This is a genomic window from Terrabacter sp. GCM10028922 (assembly GCF_042666095.1).
Taxonomy (GTDB): domain Bacteria; phylum Actinomycetota; class Actinomycetes; order Actinomycetales; family Dermatophilaceae; genus Terrabacter.
In genome coordinates, this window is the sequence record NZ_JBHTFG010000023.1 from 12029 (window position 1) to 30503 (window position 18475).

Genomic DNA, 18475 nt, shown 5'->3' on the forward strand with positions numbered 1-18475 from the left:
GGTAGGGGGACGGCCGGAGCGCTTGCGGTGCCACACCCGGACGCACTGCCCTCGCTCGCGGCTGCCCTGCCGCGCGCCCGACAAGGAAGTCACCGGCATGTCCGACTCGTCGAGCCCCCACGCCCGAACCACGACGCGCGAGCGCAGGACGCGGCGTCCGCTCGCGGCCGTCACCGCGCTCGCCGTCGTCCTCACCACGGCCCTCACCGCTCTCACCATCGCGGCGCAACCCTCGGCGGCGGCCTCGCTCGACGACGGCCTGGTGGCTCGCTACGCCCTCGACCAGACGAGCGGTTCGAGCGTCACCGATGCCTCGGGTCACGGGCGCACCGCGACCGTCAGCGGCGACACGACATGGCTCGGCGCCGACGGCCTTCGCCTCGGTGGCACGAACGGTCACCTGCGCCTGCCCAACGACCTCATGAAGGGCCTGACCGACATCACGGTCTCGACCCAGGTCCTCATCGACCCGGCCCAGGCGACCCCCTACTTCATCTGGGGCCTCGGCAACACGACGAACGGGATGGGCAACGGCTACCTCTTCACGACCGGCAACGCCTACCGGACGTCGATCGCGAGCGGCAACTGGTCGACCGAGCAGACCGCGTCGGCCGGCCGCAACGTCGACCGTGGCCAGTGGCGCACGCTGACCTACACGCTCTCGGGTGGCACCGGCATCCTCTACGAGGACGGTGTCGAGGTCGGCCGCAACACGGGCATCACGATCACCCCCGGGTCGATCGGCGGGGGCACGACGACGGCCAACTACCTTGGCCGCTCGGTCTACACGGCCGACAGGTACCTCAAGGGCCAGGTGCGCGACTTCCGCGTCTACGACCGGGCCGTCACGCCGGACGAGGTGAAGCAGCTCGGCGCCCAGACGGCGGCCGTGCGCGTCACCTCCGACGCCGCCGCACTCGACCTCGGCGACACGTCCGCCGTCACGGACAACCTGCCGCTCGCGGCGAAGACCGCCGGTGGCTCGACCGTCACGTGGGCCTCGAGCGACGAGTCCGTCGTCGCCACCGACGGCACGGTCACCCGTCCCGCGCCGGGCGCCGGCAACGCGACCGTGACCCTCACCGCGACGGTGTCGTATGCCGCCGCGTCCGCCACGAGGACCTTCACCGTGACCGTCCTGCAGGACATCACCGACGACCAGAAGGTCGCGAACGCGCTTGCGGCCGTGAGCATCCCGGACGCCGATGCGGTCCGCGGCAACGTCACGCTCCCGACGTCCGGCGCGCGTGGGGTCACGCTGACGTGGACGACGAAGGACCCGGCCGTGGTCACGGCGACCGGCGAGGTCCGCCGGCCGGCATACGGCAGCACCGCGGTCAAGGGCCGCCTCACGGTGCGCGCGACGCTCGGCGCCGCTTCGGGCACCCGCACCATCACGCTGACCGTCCTGCCGCTGCCGAAGAAGGAGGCCCTCGAGGGGTACGCGTTCGCGTACTTCACGGGTGAGGGCACTGCCGACGGCGAGCAGATGTACATGGCCGCGAGCCGGGGCAACGACCCGCTCCACTGGGACGAGCTCAACGGCGGGCGCCCGATCCTCACCTCGACCGAGGGCGAGCAGGGCGTGCGCGACCCGTTCATCATCCGCAGCCCCGAGGGCGACAAGTTCTACCTGATCGCCACCGACCTCAAGATCTACGGCAACGGCGACTGGGACCGCAGCCAGCGCCACGGCAGCCGCTACATCGAGGTGTGGGAGTCGACCGACCTGGTGAACTGGGGCCAACAGCGGCACGTCCGCGTCTCGCCCGACGAGGCCGGCAACACGTGGGCACCCGAGGCGTACTACGACGACTCGATCGGCGCGTACGTCGTCTTCTGGGCCTCGAAGCTCTACGCGTCGAGCGACCCGCAGCACACCGGCAACACGTACAACAAGATGCTGTACGCGACGACCCGCGACTTCCGCACCTTCAGCGCGCCGAAGGTCTGGGTCGACCCCGGCTACTCCGTCATCGACTCGACCGTCATCAAGCACGACGGCGCGTACTACCGCTTCACCAAGGACGAGCGGAACAACACCTCGACGACGCCGTGCAGCAAGTTCATCCTCGAGCAGAAGTCGACCTCGCTCCGCTCGACCGACTGGGGCTTCGTCAAGGACTGCATCGGCAAGGCGACCACCACGAGCCCGGGCATCAACCAGGGCGAGGGCCCGACGGTGTTCAAGTCGAACACCGAGGACAAGTGGTACGTCTTCATCGACGAGTTCGGCGGGCGCGGCTACGTCCCGTTCGAGACCACCGACCTCGACTCGGGCGCCTTCACCATGTCGCAGAACTACGAGCTGCCCGGCCGGCCGCGCCACGGCACCGTCATGCCGGTGACCAAGGCCGAGCTCGAGCGGCTCAAGGCCGGTCCGACGAAGGCCCCGGCGACGAAGGACGGCGTCATCGCCGACTACGCGCTCGGCACGCAGGCCGGGACCGGCACGACGGTCCTCGACCGGGCCGGCCAGGCCGGCCCGGCGACGATCAAGGGCGGCGCGAAGCGCACGACCGACGGCGTCGAGCTCGGTGGGGTCGACGGCTACGTCGACCTGCCCGACAACCTCCTCGCCGGGCTCGACGCCGTGACGGTGTCGACCCGGGTGTGGATCGACCCGAACCAGCAGACGGCCTACTTCATCTGGGGCATGGGCAACAGCCTGGGCGGTGCCGGCTCCGGCTACCTGTTCACGACGGGCAACGCCTACCGCACGGCCATCGCCTCGGGGAACTGGTCCACCGAGCAGAGCACCGGATCCGGGCGCGACGTCTCGCGCGGCGCGTGGCACACCCTCACCTACACGCTCTCGGGTGGGACGGGCGTGCTCTACGACAACGGGGTCGAGGTGGCGCGCAACACCGGCGTCACGACGACACCCGGCGAGCTCGGGGACGGGACGACGACGGCCAACTGGATCGGGCGCTCCCTGTACTCGGGCGACCGCTACCTCAAGGGGACCGTGCGCTCGTTCACCATCTGGGACCGTGGTCTCACCGCGCAGCAGGTGGTCTCGCTGCCCGGCAACGAGACCCAGGTCGGGTCGGTGAAGCTCGACGAGCTCAAGGTGCCGGCCATCATCGACACCGCCGGCGGCAGCGTCGTCCTGCCGGTCAAGCCGGGCACGGACGTCACGCAGCTCGCGCCGGAGCTCGGAGTGCCCGACGACGCCGAGGTCACGCCCGCCAACGGCTCGACGCAGGACCTCACCTCCCCGGTCACCTACCGGGTCACCGGCGTGGACGGCTCGACCCGGGCGTGGACCGTGAAGGCCGTCGTCATGAACAGCCCCGTGCTGCCGGGCTACAACGCCGACCCCAACATCGTGCGCTTCGGCGACACGTACTGGATCTACGCGACCACCGACGGCTTCGACGGCTGGAGCGGCACGACGTTCAAGACGTGGTCGAGCACCGACCTCGTCCACTGGACCGAGCACCCGGTCATCCTCGACCTGGGTCCCGACGTGACGTGGGCCGACGGCAGGGCGTGGGCACCTGCTGCCATCGAGAAGAACGGGAAGTACTACCTGTACTTCTGCGCCGACGCGAAGATCGGCGTCGCCGTGGCTGACTCGCCGACGGGCCCGTTCCGGGACGCGCTCGGCAAGCCGCTCGTGGCCAGCAACCCCGACGGTGGGCAGGCCATCGACCCGGCCGTCTTCACGGACGACGACGGCCAGAGCTACCTCTACTGGGGCAACGGCAACGCCTACGTCGTGCCGCTGAACGCCGACATGACCTCGTTCGACCCCGCGAAGGTCAAGCGGCTCACGGGCCTCACCGGCTTCCGGGAGGGTCTGTTCGTGCACAAGCGCCAGGGCACGTACTACCTCAGCTGGTCGATCGACGACACCCGCAGCGAGAACTACCGCGTCGGCTACGCCACGATGACGAGCCCGCTCGGCGCCGGCCTGACGAACCGCGGCGAGATCCTGACGAAGGACACCTCGCTCGGCATCCTCGGCACGGGCCACCACTCGATCGTCCAGGTGCCCGGCACCGACGACTGGTACATCGCCTACCACCGGTTCGCCATCCCGGGCGGTGACGGCACCCACCGTGAGGTCACCATCGACCGCCTCCGGCACAACGCCGACGGCACGATCGCGCCGGTCGTGCCGACGCTCGAGAGCGTCCCGCCGCTGTCCTGAGCGGCGCCGCCCACGTATGCCGCCGGGCCGGGGGCGCACCCCTCCCACGCTCCCGGCCCAGCGGCATACCCCTTCGAAAACCCTTGCCATCCCAGGAGATCCTTCATGCCCGCGTCCGCTGTGACGACCAACCCTGCCTCGGCACCCGACCGCGCGCCTGCCCCGGCGACGTGGTCCGTGCGGCCCTTCGCCCTCGGCGACGTCAGCCTCGGTGACGGCCTGCTGGCCCGCAAGCGGCAGCTCATGCTCGACCACGGCCGCGGCTACGACGTCGACCGCCTGCTGCAGGCCTTCCGCGCCAACGCCGGCCTGCCGACGCTCGGTGCCGTCGCGCCCGGCGGCTGGGAGGGGCTCGACGGCGAGGCCAACAGCAACCTCCGGGGCCACTACACCGGTCACTTCATGTCGATGCTCTCGCAGGCGTACGCGAGCACGCGCGACGAGACGTACGCGGAGCGGCTGCGCCACATGGTGGGGGCGCTCGTCGACGTGCGCGCCGCGCTGCGGGCGGAGCCGTCGGTGCTCTCAGCTCCCGGGCGGGTCGGCGGAGGCGTCGAGCTCCAGCGCGGTGCCCACCACTTCATCGACCTGCCGCCGACTGCTGTGGGCGCCCCGGTGGACTTCACGTTCGCGGCCTGGGTCCGGCCGACGCACGACGCGCGATGGACGCGGCTGTTCGACTTCGGCACCAGCACGTCCCGCTACGCCTACCTGACCACGGCCGACGAGGCCGGGGTGCCCCGCTTCGCGATCACGACCTCTGGGGCGGGCGGCGAGCGCGCGGTCAACGGCACGGCGCCGCTGCCGGTCGGGCAGTGGAGCCACCTTGCCCTCACCATCGCGGGGACCACGGCGACTCTCTACGTCGACGGGCTGCCCGTGGGCGCCGACACCGCGATGTCCGTCAACCTCGCGACCCTCGGCCAGCTCGCCCACCACTGGATCGGGCGGTCCCACTACCCGGACCCGACGTTCGCGGGCGTCGTCGACGAGGTCAACCTCTGGTCACGGGGTCTCTCGGCGACCGAGATCGACTCTCTGGGCAAGGGACCAGCGGCAGCGTCGCTCGCGGGGCGTGGCGACCTCGCCTCCTACGACCTCGACGAGACGACCGGTGCGACGCTCGCGGACGCGTCGGGTCGCTCGCAGGACGCCACCCTCCGTCGGACCTGGGGCCAGCCGAGCCACCGCGGTTTCCTCGCCGCCTACCCCGAGACGCAGTTCATCACCCTCGAGTCGATGACGAGCTCCGACTACACGGTCGTCTGGGCCCCGTACTACACGGCGGACAAGATCCTGCGCGGCCTGCTCGACACGTACGTCAACATCGGCGACGAGCGCGCTCTCGACCTCGCCGAGGGCATGTGCGACTGGATGTACTCGCGCCTGTCCACGCTGCCGGCCTCCACCCTCCAGCGGATGTGGGCCCTGTTCAGCTCCGGTGAGTTCGGCGGCATCGTGGAGGCGATCTGCGACCTCCATGCGGTCACCGGCAGGCCCGAGCACGTCGCGCTCGCACGCCTCTTCGACCTCGACCGCCTCATCGACAGCTGTGCCGCGGGCACCGACATCCTCGACGGCATGCACGCCAACCAGCACATCCCGATCCTCACGGGGCTGCTGCGCCTGCACGACGAGACGGGGGAGCAGCGCTACCTCGATGCGGCGCGCGGCTTCTGGGGCATGGTGGTGCCACCGCGGATGTACAGCATCGGCGGCACGAGCACCGCTGAGTTCTGGCGGGCGCGCGGCAGCATCGCCGGCACCCTCAGCGAGGAGACCGCCGAGACGTGCTGCGCCTACAACATGCTGAAGCTGAGCCGCATGCTCTTCTTCCACGAGCAGGACCCGACCTACATGGACTACTACGAGCGCGCCCTCCTCAACCAGGTGCTCGGCTCGAAGAAGGACCAGCCCGACGCCGAGAAGCCCCTCGTGACCTACCTCATCGGCCTCACCCCGGGGCACGTGCGCGACTACACGCAGAAGGAGGGCACGACGTGCTGCGAGGGCACCGGTCTCGAGAGCGCCACGAAGTACCAGGACTCCGTCTTCTTCGCAGCCGCAGACGGCTCAGCCCTGTACGTGAACCTCTATGCGCCCGCCACGGTCACGTGGGCCGAGCGGGGGGTCGCCGTCGCGCAGGCGACCGACTTCCCTTACGAGCAGGGCACGACGTTGTCGGTCCGCGGCTCGGGTGCCTTCGACATGCTGCTGCGGGTGCCGGCCTGGGCGCGCGGAGGGTTCACCGTCACGGTCAACGGTGACGCGGTCACGGGCACGCCCACGCCGGGCACGTACTTCCGACTGAGCCGCACGTGGCGCTCCGGTGACACCGTCCGCGTCTCGATGCCGTTCACGACACGCACCGAGTCGGCTCTCGACGACGCCACCCTCCAGACGGTCCTGCACGGCCCGCTCGTCCTGGCCGCCCGCGATCCCCGGCGTGAGCTCATCCCGCTCAGCCTGTCGCGCAACATCGGTCTCTCGGGCGACCTCGGCCCGTCACTGGTCCCGGTCGCCGGCAAGCCGCTTCACTTCACCGTCGGCGACGTCGAGCTCGCGCCCTTCTTCGAGGGCACCGAGGACCCGACGCACGTCTACATCCGCCGCTCCGAGCCGACGATCGTCTTCGCCGGCCTCGACTCCGGCGTGCCCAACACGGCCCGTGGCGATGGCGTCACCTTCCTCGACCTCGCGTGGGAACCGGCTCCGTTCGTGGGCGAGGCCGAGCTGCGCGAGCACGTCGAGACCCTGGCAGCCGTCTGGGTCGCCGACGGGCTCATGACGTCGGCCCAGCGAGACGGAGTGCTCGACACGGTGCGCGACGCGACGTTCGCGGTCTAGGGACCCCTCTGGCGGCACACGCAGCCGTTCGCGTGCCCCGCGGAGGTGTCGCTCGGTAGCGTCGGCTCCGTGATGTCGCCGTGCTGACCCCGCCGCCGGACTTCTCGACCGGCCTGCTGACCGCCGCCCTCCACGAGATGTGGGGCGTGGAGGTCGCGCAGATCGACTACTCCCCGGTCGGGTTCGGCAGCCATCACTGGTCCGTCGTGGACGCCTCAGGTCAGCGCTGGTTCGCCACCCTCGACGACTACGCAGGCGACGGCGCGTCCATCGGCGCGTCCGTCGCGTCCGTCGGCCGAGGGGCGGTGCTCAGCTCGGCCTACCGGTCGGCCCGCGCCCTGGCCGACGCCGGACTCGAGTTCGTCGTGGCGCCGACGCCGGCGCGGGACGGCTCGGTGCCCTTCGAGCTCACACGCCACCGCTGGCTGTCCGTGACGCCGTGGCTCGACGCCGAGCACCTCCCCGCTCCAGAGGCACAGTCGGCGGAGCAGCGCCGGGCGGTCGTCGAGGTCATCGCGCGGATCCACGCGGCGACGCGCCACGTCGTCGGCATCGCCGTGGCCGACGACCTCGCGCTGCCGCAGCGTGCCGTGCTCGACCGAGCCCTCGCCGGCGCCGTGCAGCCCGGGGCCGGGCCGTACGGAGAGCGCGCCCGCGCGGCCCTCGCCCAGCAGGCTCTGGCCGTCCGGTCGGCGCTGACGAGCTGGGAGGAGGCGGCCCGGCGGGCGTACGACTCCCGGGAGTCCTGGGTCGTGACCCACGGTGAGCCGCACTGGCGCAACGTTCTCGCAGGCGCAGGCGGCCTCCACGTCGTCGACTGGGACACGGCGCTGCTCGGGCCGCCGGCGCGCGACCTGTGGCACGTCGCCGGAGCCGACGGAGCCGCCGCCGAGGCGGTCCTCGACGACTACGTGGAGCTGACCGGCCGCGCCGTCACCCTCGACGACCTCGCAGCGCAGTCCCTGCGGTGGGACCTCACCGAGGTCGCGCTCTACGTCGCGTGGTTCAGCCGACCACACGCGGACGACGCCGACGGGGAGGTCGCCTGGGGCGGCTTCACCGAGTCGTTGTCGTCGCTCGCGGCACCGCCGGAGGGAGCGTGAACGTCGTGGCGAGCGCGCCGTTGACGAGGGAGAGCAGCACGGTCGTCTCCTGCCGGATGACGGCGTAGCGGCTCTCGGCGACGGGCGAGCTCGCTGCCGCCTCGTCGGAGGCTGCCCGCGCGAACAGCCCCAGCGACACGATCCGCCCGAAGTAGCTCGGGGCGTCGAGGCCCGGTGGCGCTCCGTTCGCACCCAGCCGGGCCAGGTGGGCGGCGAGCAGGTCGAGCTGCAGGGCTGCGGCGTTGCCTGCGAGCGACATCCGGTCGAGGACCCGCACGTCGCCGACGAGGGTGGCGTAGTCCGCGAGCGCCGCCGCGCGGTTGAAGACGATGCTCGTCGTGAGGCTCGGACGCGGCAGCGCCGTCACGGTGACCGTCGGCGTCGCGGTCACGGTGGCAGTCCTGACGACCGTCGTCGTGGCGGTGACGGTCCGTGTGTCGATCTCGGTCACGGTGACCGTCTGCGTCGGGACCGGTGTGCCCGTCGCGCCCCCGGCCTGGCTCAGCTCGACCTCGGGCCGGTTCGCCGAACAGCCGGCCAGCGCGAGGGCAGCCGCCAGCGCGAGCGCTGCGATGGGCTGGGCTCGGCGCACGGTCGACTCCGGTGTTCGACGTGGACAGTGGGTTGATTGTGGTCTGTGGGTCGCGGCCGTGGTGACCGAACGCGTGAATCGTCACGGCTCAGGTGTGCGCGGCCGCGAGCTGCGGTCTGGTGAGGAACAGGGCGTCGTCGAGGCGGGTCCCGCGCAGGTCCGCGTCGCGCAGGTCGGCCCCGAGCAGGTCGGCCCAGCGCAGGTCGGCGCCGCGCAGGTCGGCGGCGATGAGCAGCGCACCGCGCAGGTCTGCCGCGCGCAGGTCGCGGCCGCGCAGGTCCGCGCCCACGAGGTCGGCCCCCGCCCGGATGCGTCGCGGTGGCCGGGGAATGCCGTCACGTCGCCGTCGCTCGTGACGTGCCGTCGCGCTCACGGTGCGGAGCAACCCGCCGACCCGTCCGCGCAGGTCGACGAGGTCCACGGCGAGCACCTCGTCGGGGGTGCCCGCGGTGGCGGTGTCGACCTCGGCGCGCGCCGCCTCGAGGGCCTCGACGATCGTGGTGTCAGGACCGAGCCCGAGGGCATCGCGGAGGTGGGCGAGCATCTCGTGCAGCTGCCGCATGACGGGAAGGACGGCATACATCGTCGGGGCGGCCCCGGGCGCCTCGCGCCACGAGACCCCACGGAAGGTCACCTGCGACACCTGCTGGCCCGCACCGAAGCAGTCGAAGGTGACGCACCCACGCCAGCCGCCCTCCGGGAGCCGGTCGTGGATGCCGCAGCGGTGGTCGACGAGCAGGTTGCGGCACGGCTCGCCGCCGGGCTTGTCGACGGGGAAGTCGGCCGACCTCGCGAAGGGCAGGGCGACGCAGCAGAGTCCGAAGCAGCGGCTGCAGTCGGCCTCCAGCCGGGGCGTCTCGTCGCTCATCCCGCCAGTATCACGGCCGGTCGGCGACCCCGTCACCGTCGAGGTCGACGACGAGCTTGCCCAGGGTGCCGGACGCGAAGTCGGAGAGCGCGGCGGGTGTCTCGTCGAGGGAGTAGGTGCGCTGGATCGTCAGCGAGGTCAGGCCGCTCGTCTGGTTGTCCGCCAGCCGGTGGAGAACCTCGGGCGTCGGGTTCGCGGCGATCGGCACGAAGACGTCGGGGGCCACCGCGAAGCCCTCCGTCGAGAAGACGAGCGTCGACACCAGGGTCCCGCCCTGACGCAGGACGGGCACGAGCGCGGCTGCGTCGCCGGCGAGGTGGATCGCGACGTCGACGCCGCCGGGGTGCGCGGCGAGCACCGCCGCGGGGAGGTCCGCGTGGTAGTCGACGACCTCGGCCGCCCCGAGCCGACGGACGAGCTCCTGCTCGGGCTCCGACGACCCGGTCGCGATGACGTGGGCACCGGCCTGCGACGCGAGCTGCACGACCTGGTTGCCGACGCCTCCCGTGGCGCCGGCGACGAGGATCGTGCGACCCTGCGCGGGGTCGGCTGCGTCGATGCACGCGAGCGCGGCGGCCCCGGCCAGGCCGAGCGCCGCTCCGTGCACGAAGTCGACGTCGTCGGGCAGGCGTGCCACGCCGACCGACGTCGGCACGGTGACGTAGTCGGCGAACGAGCCGTCGCCGAGGTAGTCCTTCGTGACGACCCCGAACACGCGGTCTCCCTCGGCGAGGTCGCTCACGCCCGGGCCCACGGCGTCGACGGTGCCCGCGAAGTCCTTCCCGAGGACGAGCGGGAACCGGTGCTCGAACCAGCCGGTGAGGAAGCCGTGCATCTCTCCGATGTCGAAGCCGTTCACAGCGGCGGCGTGGACCCGGACCCTCACCTCGCCCTCTGCCGGCTCCGGGACGTCGATCTCCTCGACGGTGGGGGTGGTGTGGAACTCGTTGACGACGACGGCGCGCATGGCGACCTCCTTTGACACGGCACTTCAGGTGGAGGGCGGCCTGATGACGGGCACCCCCTGCCGTGCTCGAGTCGAGCCACTTCGACGCTACGCCGGTCGCCGATCGGTGTGCGCGCCTCGGCGATACCCGCCGTCAGAGCAGCGAGCTCGGGTCGTCCGGAATGTCGGCGGCATACGCCTGGAGCAGCTGGAGCGGCACGACCTCCAGTGCCCGCTCGTGCGTGGCGGCGAGGAACACCGGCGCGGCGGCGCCGTCCTGGTGGGCCTGCAACCACCGGCTGGCCACGACGCACCACCGGTCGCCCGGGGTCAGGCCGGGGAACCGCCACTCGGGGCGTGGCGTCACGAGGTCGTTGCCGACGCTGCGCTGGTGCTCGAGGAACTCCGGCGTCGCGACGACGCAGATGGTGTGGCTGCCTCGGTCCTCGGGACCCGTTGTGCAGTAACCGTCGCGGTAGAAGCCGGTCATCGGGTCGGTGCCGCAGGCCTCGAGCGCGCCACCGAGCACGTTCCGTTCACGCGCTGCCATGGGCCCAACCTATCCGCCGTGGCGCTCGCTACGCTGGGCCCATGCTGGGCATGAGGGAGTACGAGCAGGACTACATCGACGCGTGCCGGTCCCGGGTCGAGACGCAGGTCGCGATGTTCCACGAGGTCGCCCAGGCTGCGCGCGACCACGGTGACGCGGACGTCTCCCGCCTCGAGGGGGCCCTCGAGTCGCTCGAGTACGAGTACTTCAACAACATGCTGCTCGTTCTGGAGGGCTACTTCGTGCACCGCCTGCGCGGCGTCGAGGGCAAGGACGGCAACGCCCTCAACGAGGTCCGCGTGCTCGCCCGGTCGCTCATGGAGAACGGCGGCACGGTCATGTCCGACCCGCAGATCCCGCTCGACCCGGCCCACAGCGTGCTCGGCCTCGCCGTCGGCGACCCGATCACCCTGACGCTCCAGCAGTTCCGCCGGATCTCGGACGCGTTCCTGCGTGAGATCGAGAGCCGGTTCTCGAGCCAGGACGACTGACACGATAACCGCCTGCTGATCGAGATACGCTGAGGCTGAAGGAGACCCGCAGTGCCCCGTGCCCCCATGCCCGTCGAGGTCGTCGACTTCCTCAGCCGGCCCAACCACGCGACGATCAGCTGCGTGCGGCCCGACGGCCAACCGGTCTCCGTGCCGACCTGGTACATGGTCGAAGGCGGCCTGATCGTGGTCAACATGGACGCCGGCCGCAAGCGTCTCGACTGGCTGCGCGCCGACCCGCGCGTCAGCCTCAGCGCCATGGACCCCGACAACTGGATCACGCACGTCAGCGTGCAGGGCCGCGTCGTCGAGCTCATCGACGACCTCGACCTCGCGGACATCGACCGGATCGCCACGCACTACACGGGGCAGCCCTACCGGGTCCGCGACCGGTTGCGCATCACGGCCTACATCAGGGTCGACCGCTGGCACGGGTGGGGCCGTCTGCGGGACATCGCGTGACCGATGTGCGGCGCGATGCCGTCGGCGTGCCGCACCTGCGGGCCGACGACGTCATGGGTCTGGCCAGGCTGCAGGGCCGGGTGACCGCGCTCGACCGGGGTTGGCAGATCGAGCACCACCGTTGGCGCATGGAAGGCCGCACGGCGGAGTACGTCGGCCCGGCCGGTGCGACGTGGGACCGCTTCTCCCGTCAGGTGCTTCTCGAGCCGACCGTCCGGCGGTGCTTCGAGCGCCTCGACGCCGAGACGCAGACGTGGCTCACGGCATACGTGGGCGGGGTGAACGACACCCTTGCGGAGGGTCTCGCCGGCCTCCCGGAGATCGAGGCGCTCGGGCTGCAGGCGTATGCCGCCCAGCCGCGTCCGTGGGAGCCGTGGACGCCGCTCGGCATCTTCTGGGGCATCCACCTGCTCTTCGGCACGTTCCCGTCGAAGCTCTTCAACGCCCACGTGGCCGACCGGCTCGGCGAGGACGTGCTGCCCCTGCTCAACGCCGAGGGCGTCGAGCGCGCCGAGGCATCGGGAAGCAACGCGTGGGTCATCGGCGGCCACCGCACGGCGGGCGGGCTGCCGCTCATCGCGGGCGACCCGCACCGCAACATCGAGCTGCCCGGCTGCTACCAGCAGGTGGGCCTCGCCTGCCCCGAGTTCGACGTCGTCGGCTTCACCTTCCCGGGGGTGCCGGGCGTCCAGCACTTCGCCCACACGGGCACGGTGGCGTGGGGCATCACGAACGCCATGGCCGACTACCAGGACCTCACCCTCGAGTCGCTCGCGCACGCGGGCGTGGCCGACGACGGGTCACCCGTGTACCGCGCGAAGGGCCTCGACGGGTGGGAGGAGGTGCAGTCCTGGACCGAGACGATCCGCGTGCGGGGCGAGCACGACGTCACCGTGCCGGTCGCGGTCACCGCGCGCGGGCCCGTCGTGACCGGGCTCGAGGCGGAGGTCGAACGGCTCGCCGCCGAGGCCGACGCACCGCCGGCGTGGGCTGACGAGGGCGAGCAGCAGCGTCGGGCGGTCATGGCCCCGTACAGCCTGCGCACCCCGACGCAGTGCGAGGAGGACCTCGGGTTCGGAGCGCTGCTCCCGCTCCTGCGCGCCCGCACGCTCGACGACGTCGAGCAGGCGCTGTCGCGGTGGGTCGAGCCGGTCAACAGCGCGCTCGTGGCCGACGTGTCGGGCCGGATGCGCCACCTGGTCGTCGGACGCGTTCCCGAGCGCGACCCCGCGGGCACGGTGCTGCCGCTGCCCGCGTGGGACGCGCGGCACCAGTGGCACGGCTACCGGCGCGGTCCCACCACCGAGGTGCGCGACGTCATGGTCAGCGCGAACGACCGCGCCAGCGGCGGCGGGCTGGGAGTGGAGTACGCCACTCCCTTCCGCGCCGAACGCATCCGCGACCTCATCGGTGAGCGCGACGGGCTGACGGCGGCCGACTGCGCCGCGATCCACGTCGACACCCTGAACGGGCAGGCCGAGCTCATGCACGAGCTCGTCGAGGCCGTCGAGGTCGACGGTCCGGCGGCCGACGTGCGGGCCGAGCTGCTGGCGTGGGACGGCCGCAGTGACGCGGGAAGCCGAGGGGCCGCCGTGTTCGCCGCGTGGCGCACGGCGCTCGTACGCTGGTTCGCCGAGCAGCCGGCTCTCGCGGCCCTGCACGAGCCCAGCGGTCACTCACGCCTCTTCCTGCCGTGGACCGACGTCACGACGCAGATCGGCGTGGGCTGGCACTCGATGGCACGCGAGGGCGCGAGCATCGGCATCGACGTGGCTGCAGGGGTCCGCGCAGCGCTCGAACGCGTTGCCGCGCAGGACACCCGAGCCACCGTGTGGGGGGAGCGGCACTGGCTCGACCCGCTCCACGCGCTCGACGCGGTCGGCGGCGCGCCACCCGTCGCACAGGACCCCGTCGGTGGCGACAAGGGGTGCGTCTTCGCCGCAGCGAGCGCGCCGGGCGTCACCGACCGCTGCTACGGCGGACCCGCCGCGCGCTACGTCTGGGACCTCGCGGACCGCGAGGCGAGCGGGTGGGTCGTGCCCTTCGGGGCGAGCGGTGACGCGCGCGACCCGCACTTCGCGGACCAGACGCCTGCGTGGCTGACCGGAGACCTGCACCCGGTCGAGGCGTCGGAGAGCCTGAGTTAGCCCACTCGGCCGCGTCGTTTTGTGGCGCGACCGGCCGATGGCGAAAACTTTGCCTTCTTTTTACCATTTATGGGACAAAGCGTGACTCATCGCCCTACTGTTCTCGGGTAACGGCACCGTTCCCCTCGGTGTCGTCCGCGTACACCGCAGGAGTAGTGAGTCAGGTGACGACGAGCATGATGCCAACACACGGCGATCCGCTGCGCCACGACCCGCTCGACTTCATGGACTCTGACCCCGAGCGCTGGCTGCCCGACCCGTCGTGGCCCGTGCCGCCCCGGGGTTGGCAGCTGTGGGCCGCGGCGGGGCCGGCCGCCCGCTCCGGCGTGGCCAGAGGCGACGCGTCGTTCACCGCTGCGGGCACGGTTGTCGGCCACACTGACGGCGTGACCTCCGACCCGTCCCGGTGCGCGGTGCTCGAGGACACCTCGTTCACGCTGCCGACCCGTCCCGTGCTCGACCGCTGCGAGACCGTCGACCTGCTCGCGGACCTCCCTCGGCGGCGTCTGCCCGAGGGCACCGTCCCCGGCTTTGCGATCCTCGGCGGCCTCGTCGTCTTCAGCTCGCTGGTCGGCGGCCTGACCGGCGGCCTCGTGGTCACCGGCGTCTCCACGCTGCTCGCCGCGAGCGCCGCCCTCGTGCGTGGCCGCGTGACCCTCGCCCAGGTCGGTGGCCCGCGCGGCGCCGGCCTGCTGCTCGGGATGGCCGTCACCGCCCTCATCGTCGGCACGGTCGCGACGCACGAGCGCAGCTCGCGCCTCCCGTCCGTGCCAGCCGCGCCGATGCCCGCCAGCTCTCCGCGCGTCAGCCAGGCCCAGACCTCGTATGCCGCCGTCCCGCCGTCCGGGGTCGACGCCTCGGTTCCGTCGCCGGCGGCCACCGCCACGACCGCGCGGGCCGCCACGGCGACCGCGCCCGAGACGGTGTCCTCGACCGCTTCGGCCCGACCGTCCGCGACTGCGTCGGCCGCCGCGGGCTCACCTGACGCCGCAGCGGGGTCGCCCAGGGCCGGCGGTGGGTTGACGCTCTCACCCGACGTGCTCAGCCCGAAGCCGACCGGCGTCGCAGCCGTGCCCGGTCCGGAGAAGCCGATCACGGCCAACGACCCCAAGGACGACAAGGGCGCCAAAGACCCCAAGGCCGCCAAGGATGACAAGGCCCCGAAGGCCGCCAAGGCGGCCAAGGACAAGGGCGGCGCCGACCCCAAGGGCCCGGCCGGCCTGATCGAGCTGGCCACCGGCAAGGCGGGCAAGACCGGCAAGGCCAACCCGGGCAACGGCCACGGGACCAGCACGCCCCGCACGCCCGGCACTGCCGCAGGAGCCGCGAGGTCCGTCGTCGCCCGATGAAGGGGTGACGGCGCGGCCGGGCACGGCCGCGAAGCTGCTCTCGGGCGAGGCACACGTGTGCCACAGTGACCCCGTGGGGATATCAATGACCCGGGCCACGATCATCTGGTTCGTCGGCGCCGCGGTCGTGGGGGCGGTCGCCGGTGGCCTGCACCTGCTGCGTTCCGACATCGGCGGCGCACACACCGGCGTGCTGCTCGCCGTGGGCGCCTACGCCCTCACCGGCCTCTCGGCCGCCCTGCTCTACCACGGCGTCGTGGTGGCGGCCCGGGAGCAGGACGGCGCCGCCGGGCCGGCTCCCCGCGACGAGACCGGTGACCCGGCATACGACGGGACGAGCGACTCCGTGCCCGCCGACAACCCGACCGTCTACACCTTCCGCCGGGGCAAGCCGGTCGTCGACCGCTCGCGACGCCCGGCCGGTCGCGACTGACGGCAACACCGCAGACCGGGCGCCGTCGGCACTGCCGGGCACAATGGCGACATGAGCGCAGGCCCCGCCCACTGGGTGCTGCACGTCGACCTCGACCAGTTCATCGCCGCGGTCGAGGTGCTGCGCCGACCCGAGCTCGCCGGCAGGCCCGTCATCGTCGGCGGGCGCGGTGACCCCACGGAGCGGGCCGTCGTGTCGACGGCGAGCTACGAGGCCCGGAAGTTCGGGGTCGGGTCCGGTATGCCGCTGCGGCTGGCCGCGCGCAAGGTGCCCGACGCCGTCATCCTCCCCGTCGACGCACCGGCCTACACCGAGACGTCCGGTCACGTCATGGACGCGCTGCGCGACCTCGGCGTCGTCGTCGAGGTCCTCGGCTGGGACGAGGCGTTCCTCGGCGTCGACACCGACGACCCCGAGGCGTTCGCCCGCCAGGCGCAGGCCGCGGTGCTCGAGGCGACCGAGCTGCACTGCTCGGTCGGCATCGGCGACAACAAGGTGAGGGCCAAGATCGCGACAGGGTTCGGCAAGCCCCGCGGCGTCTTCCGGCTGACGCGTGAGAACTGGTTCGAGGTCATGGGCGACCGCCCGACGATCGACCTGTGGGGCGTCGGCGCCAAGGTCTCCAAACGCCTCGCGCGCCACGACATCGTGACCGTCCGCCAGCTCGCCGAGACCGTCGAGGAGGTCCTCGTCAGTGAGTTCGGCCCGCGCATGGGCGTCTGGTACTCCCAGCTCGGGCGGGGCATCGGCTCGGCCGTGGTCGACGACACGCCGTGGGTCGCGCGTGGCCACAGCCGCGAGACGACCTACCAGCGCAACCTCACGACGCCCGACGAGGTGCGCGAGGCCGTACGCGAGCTCGCGTCACAGGTCTTCGACGACACCGTCGCCGAGGGGCGCCCGGTCTTCCGGGTGACGCTCAAGGTGCGCTACGCGCCGTTCTTCACCCAGACGAAGGCGCGCAAGCTCCCTGCGGCGACGACCGAGCGTGCCGATGTCGTCGACGCCGCCGTGGCACTGGCGCAGACCCTCGACCCGGAGCGGGAGGTGCGCCTGCTCGGTGTGCGCGCCGAGATGGTCATGCCCGAGGAGGGCGACCCCGTCGAGCGAACACCGGTCCGAGGACGGCTCTGACCGGGAGTCCGCGGTCGGCCGGCCTGCCAACGGGGGCGCACGCGAAGACCGCAGCGCGTCGCCTACGGTCGTGGCCATGCGCTCTCGAGATGACGCCCGGGTGGACGTGCGGCGACGCCTCGGCGACGGCCCGGCGTCGGGGGCGGCGTCGGGGGTGGTCGTCGCCGCGGTGCTCGTCGGGCTGCTCTTCGCGGTGCGCGACGCGGCATACCGGGCAACGGTGTCCGGCGCGGTCGCGCTGCCAGGTGTCGTCGGGGGTGCGTTCGAGGTCGTCGGCGAGCTGGGCCTCGTGGCGCTCGTCGCGCTCGCGGTCGTCCTTGCCTGGCGCGCCCGGTCGCACGACCTCGAGCACCTGACGGTGGCGCTCGTCGCCGCAGTCTCGACGGTCGTGGCCTACGCGCTCAGCGAGGGCGTCAAGGGCCTCGTGCGCGAGGAACGACCCTGCCGCATGCTGCACGTCGGCACGCTGGCGGCCTGCCCCGCACCGGGCGACTGGTCGTGGCCGAGCAACCACGCCACCATCGCGGGGGCGCTCGCGACAGCGGTCGTCGTGCTGGCCCCCGTGTGGTGGCGCCTCGTCGCGCCGCTCGCCCTCGCCGTCGCCGCGTCCCGGGTGCTGACCGGCGCTCACTACTGGCACGACGTCGTGGCCGGTCTCGCGGTCGGGGTCGTCGTCGTGTGGTTCGGCACCTGGGCCCTGGCTCCCGTGGCGCATCGCCTGCTCGTCCGGTCGGTCGACACGGGCCCGCAGGCGTGGCGCCGGCTCGTCGGTGACCTCGAACCCGCTCGCCGGGAGCTGTCATGACTGCGCCCCCGGCCGGGCCGGACCCGGCCCGCGGCTCTAGAGTCGTTCACCTGACGACATCATGGTCGTCGTGGGCGGAGTCGGATCGACCTCGGGAGGAGCGGTGGGCGCAGTGACCGGACAGGAGCGGGCCACGTCACCCGCCGAGGACCGGACCCAGGGCGTCACGCTGCTCTACCTCATCAAGCAGGTGGAGCTCGCCGTACGCCAGCAGCTCGACGAGGTGGCCGCGACCGACGACCTCACCGCAATCCAGTACACCGCGCTCACCGTGCTCGAACGCCATCCCGGCATGACGTCCGCCGCCTTGGCGCGCAGCTCGTTCGTGCGCGCCCAGACCATGGCGGAGATGGTGACCTACCTGCTCGACCGGGGGCTGGTGACGCGTGAGCGCGACGCGGACAACCGCCGGCAGTACCTGCTCTCGCTGACCACGGAGGGCCAGGCGGTCATCCACCGGCTGCGCGCCCCGGTCGCCGCGATCGAGGAGAAGATGGTCGAGGCCCTCGACGCCGGACAGGTCGAGACGCTGCGCAGCTACCTCATGCGGTGTCGGCGTTCGCTGAACCAGCACCCGCTGCACTGACGT

Annotated in this window: 15 protein-coding genes; 11 read left to right on the forward strand and 4 right to left on the reverse strand. The window is 72.3% G+C overall.

The window, feature by feature from the left end; all coding sequences use genetic code 11:
• Positions 1 to 97 precede the first annotated feature (97 nt).
• From ACFQU3_RS16975 to ACFQU3_RS16985, 3 genes are all read left to right on the forward strand, one after another.
• Positions 98 to 4159 carry a family 43 glycosylhydrolase gene (locus ACFQU3_RS16975; RefSeq protein WP_385911872.1) on the forward strand — a complete coding sequence of 1354 codons (4062 nt, stop codon included), beginning with the start codon at positions 98 to 100 and terminating at the stop codon, positions 4157 to 4159.
• Positions 4160 to 4264: 105 nt separating this feature from the next.
• Complete coding sequence (locus ACFQU3_RS16980; RefSeq protein WP_385911874.1) at positions 4265 to 7006, forward strand: beta-L-arabinofuranosidase domain-containing protein; 2742 nt, start codon at positions 4265 to 4267, stop codon at positions 7004 to 7006.
• 80 nt (positions 7007 to 7086) lie between these two features.
• Positions 7087 to 8109 carry a phosphotransferase gene (locus tag ACFQU3_RS16985; RefSeq protein ID WP_385911876.1) on the forward strand — a complete coding sequence of 341 codons (1023 nt, stop codon included), beginning with the start codon at positions 7087 to 7089 and terminating at the stop codon, positions 8107 to 8109.
• Here the strand turns inward: ACFQU3_RS16985 and ACFQU3_RS16990 are convergent.
• The 4 genes from ACFQU3_RS16990 to ACFQU3_RS17005 all read right to left on the reverse strand — a co-directional run bounded on the left by ACFQU3_RS16990 (position 8063) and on the right by ACFQU3_RS17005 (position 11065).
• The gene (locus ACFQU3_RS16990; protein WP_385911878.1) at positions 8063 to 8701 is read right to left on the reverse strand and encodes a hypothetical protein; all 639 of its coding nucleotides are present in this window, start codon (positions 8699 to 8701) and stop codon (positions 8063 to 8065) included. The genes ACFQU3_RS16985 and ACFQU3_RS16990 overlap by 47 nt on opposite strands.
• 88 nt (positions 8702 to 8789) lie before the next feature.
• Positions 8790 to 9569, reverse strand: coding sequence for a pentapeptide repeat-containing protein (locus tag ACFQU3_RS16995; RefSeq protein ID WP_385911880.1), 780 nt, complete (start codon positions 9567 to 9569; stop codon positions 8790 to 8792).
• 10 nt (positions 9570 to 9579) lie between these two features.
• Complete coding sequence (locus ACFQU3_RS17000; protein WP_385911882.1) at positions 9580 to 10536, reverse strand: NADP-dependent oxidoreductase; 957 nt, start codon at positions 10534 to 10536, stop codon at positions 9580 to 9582.
• A 133-nt stretch (positions 10537 to 10669) separates the two neighbouring features.
• Positions 10670 to 11065, reverse strand: a complete 396-nt coding sequence (locus tag ACFQU3_RS17005) for a DUF2237 family protein (protein ID WP_385911884.1) — start codon at positions 11063 to 11065, stop codon at positions 10670 to 10672.
• A 41-nt stretch (positions 11066 to 11106) separates the two neighbouring features.
• Here ACFQU3_RS17005 and ACFQU3_RS17010 point away from each other — a divergent pair, with 41 nt between their 5' ends.
• The 8 genes from ACFQU3_RS17010 (at position 11107) to ACFQU3_RS17045 (ending at position 18472) form a co-directional block, all read left to right on the forward strand.
• Positions 11107 to 11556 carry a hypothetical protein gene (locus ACFQU3_RS17010; protein ID WP_385911886.1) on the forward strand — a complete coding sequence of 150 codons (450 nt, stop codon included), beginning with the start codon at positions 11107 to 11109 and terminating at the stop codon, positions 11554 to 11556.
• Between the two features lie 51 nt (positions 11557 to 11607).
• Complete coding sequence (locus ACFQU3_RS17015) at positions 11608 to 12018, forward strand: TIGR03618 family F420-dependent PPOX class oxidoreductase (protein WP_385911888.1); 411 nt, start codon at positions 11608 to 11610, stop codon at positions 12016 to 12018.
• Positions 12015 to 14165, forward strand: a complete 2151-nt coding sequence (locus ACFQU3_RS17020) for a penicillin acylase family protein (RefSeq protein ID WP_385911890.1) — start codon at positions 12015 to 12017, stop codon at positions 14163 to 14165. Before ACFQU3_RS17015 ends, ACFQU3_RS17020 begins: the two co-directional genes overlap by 4 nt.
• Positions 14166 to 14329: 164 nt before the next feature.
• The gene (locus ACFQU3_RS17025; protein WP_385911892.1) at positions 14330 to 15514 is read left to right on the forward strand and encodes a hypothetical protein; all 1185 of its coding nucleotides are present in this window, start codon (positions 14330 to 14332) and stop codon (positions 15512 to 15514) included.
• Between the two features lie 85 nt (positions 15515 to 15599).
• The gene (locus ACFQU3_RS17030) at positions 15600 to 15947 is read left to right on the forward strand and encodes a hypothetical protein (protein WP_385911894.1); all 348 of its coding nucleotides are present in this window, start codon (positions 15600 to 15602) and stop codon (positions 15945 to 15947) included.
• 51 nt (positions 15948 to 15998) lie between these two features.
• Positions 15999 to 17081 (forward strand): DNA polymerase IV, encoded by a 1083-nt coding sequence (locus ACFQU3_RS17035; RefSeq protein WP_385911896.1) that lies wholly within the window; start codon positions 15999 to 16001, stop codon positions 17079 to 17081.
• Between the two features lie 76 nt (positions 17082 to 17157).
• Positions 17158 to 17886 carry a phosphatase PAP2 family protein gene (locus ACFQU3_RS17040; RefSeq protein ID WP_385911898.1) on the forward strand — a complete coding sequence of 243 codons (729 nt, stop codon included), beginning with the start codon at positions 17158 to 17160 and terminating at the stop codon, positions 17884 to 17886.
• Between the two features lie 112 nt (positions 17887 to 17998).
• Positions 17999 to 18472 carry a MarR family winged helix-turn-helix transcriptional regulator gene (locus ACFQU3_RS17045; protein ID WP_385911900.1) on the forward strand — a complete coding sequence of 158 codons (474 nt, stop codon included), beginning with the start codon at positions 17999 to 18001 and terminating at the stop codon, positions 18470 to 18472.
• The last annotated feature ends 3 nt before the right edge of the window (positions 18473 to 18475 follow it).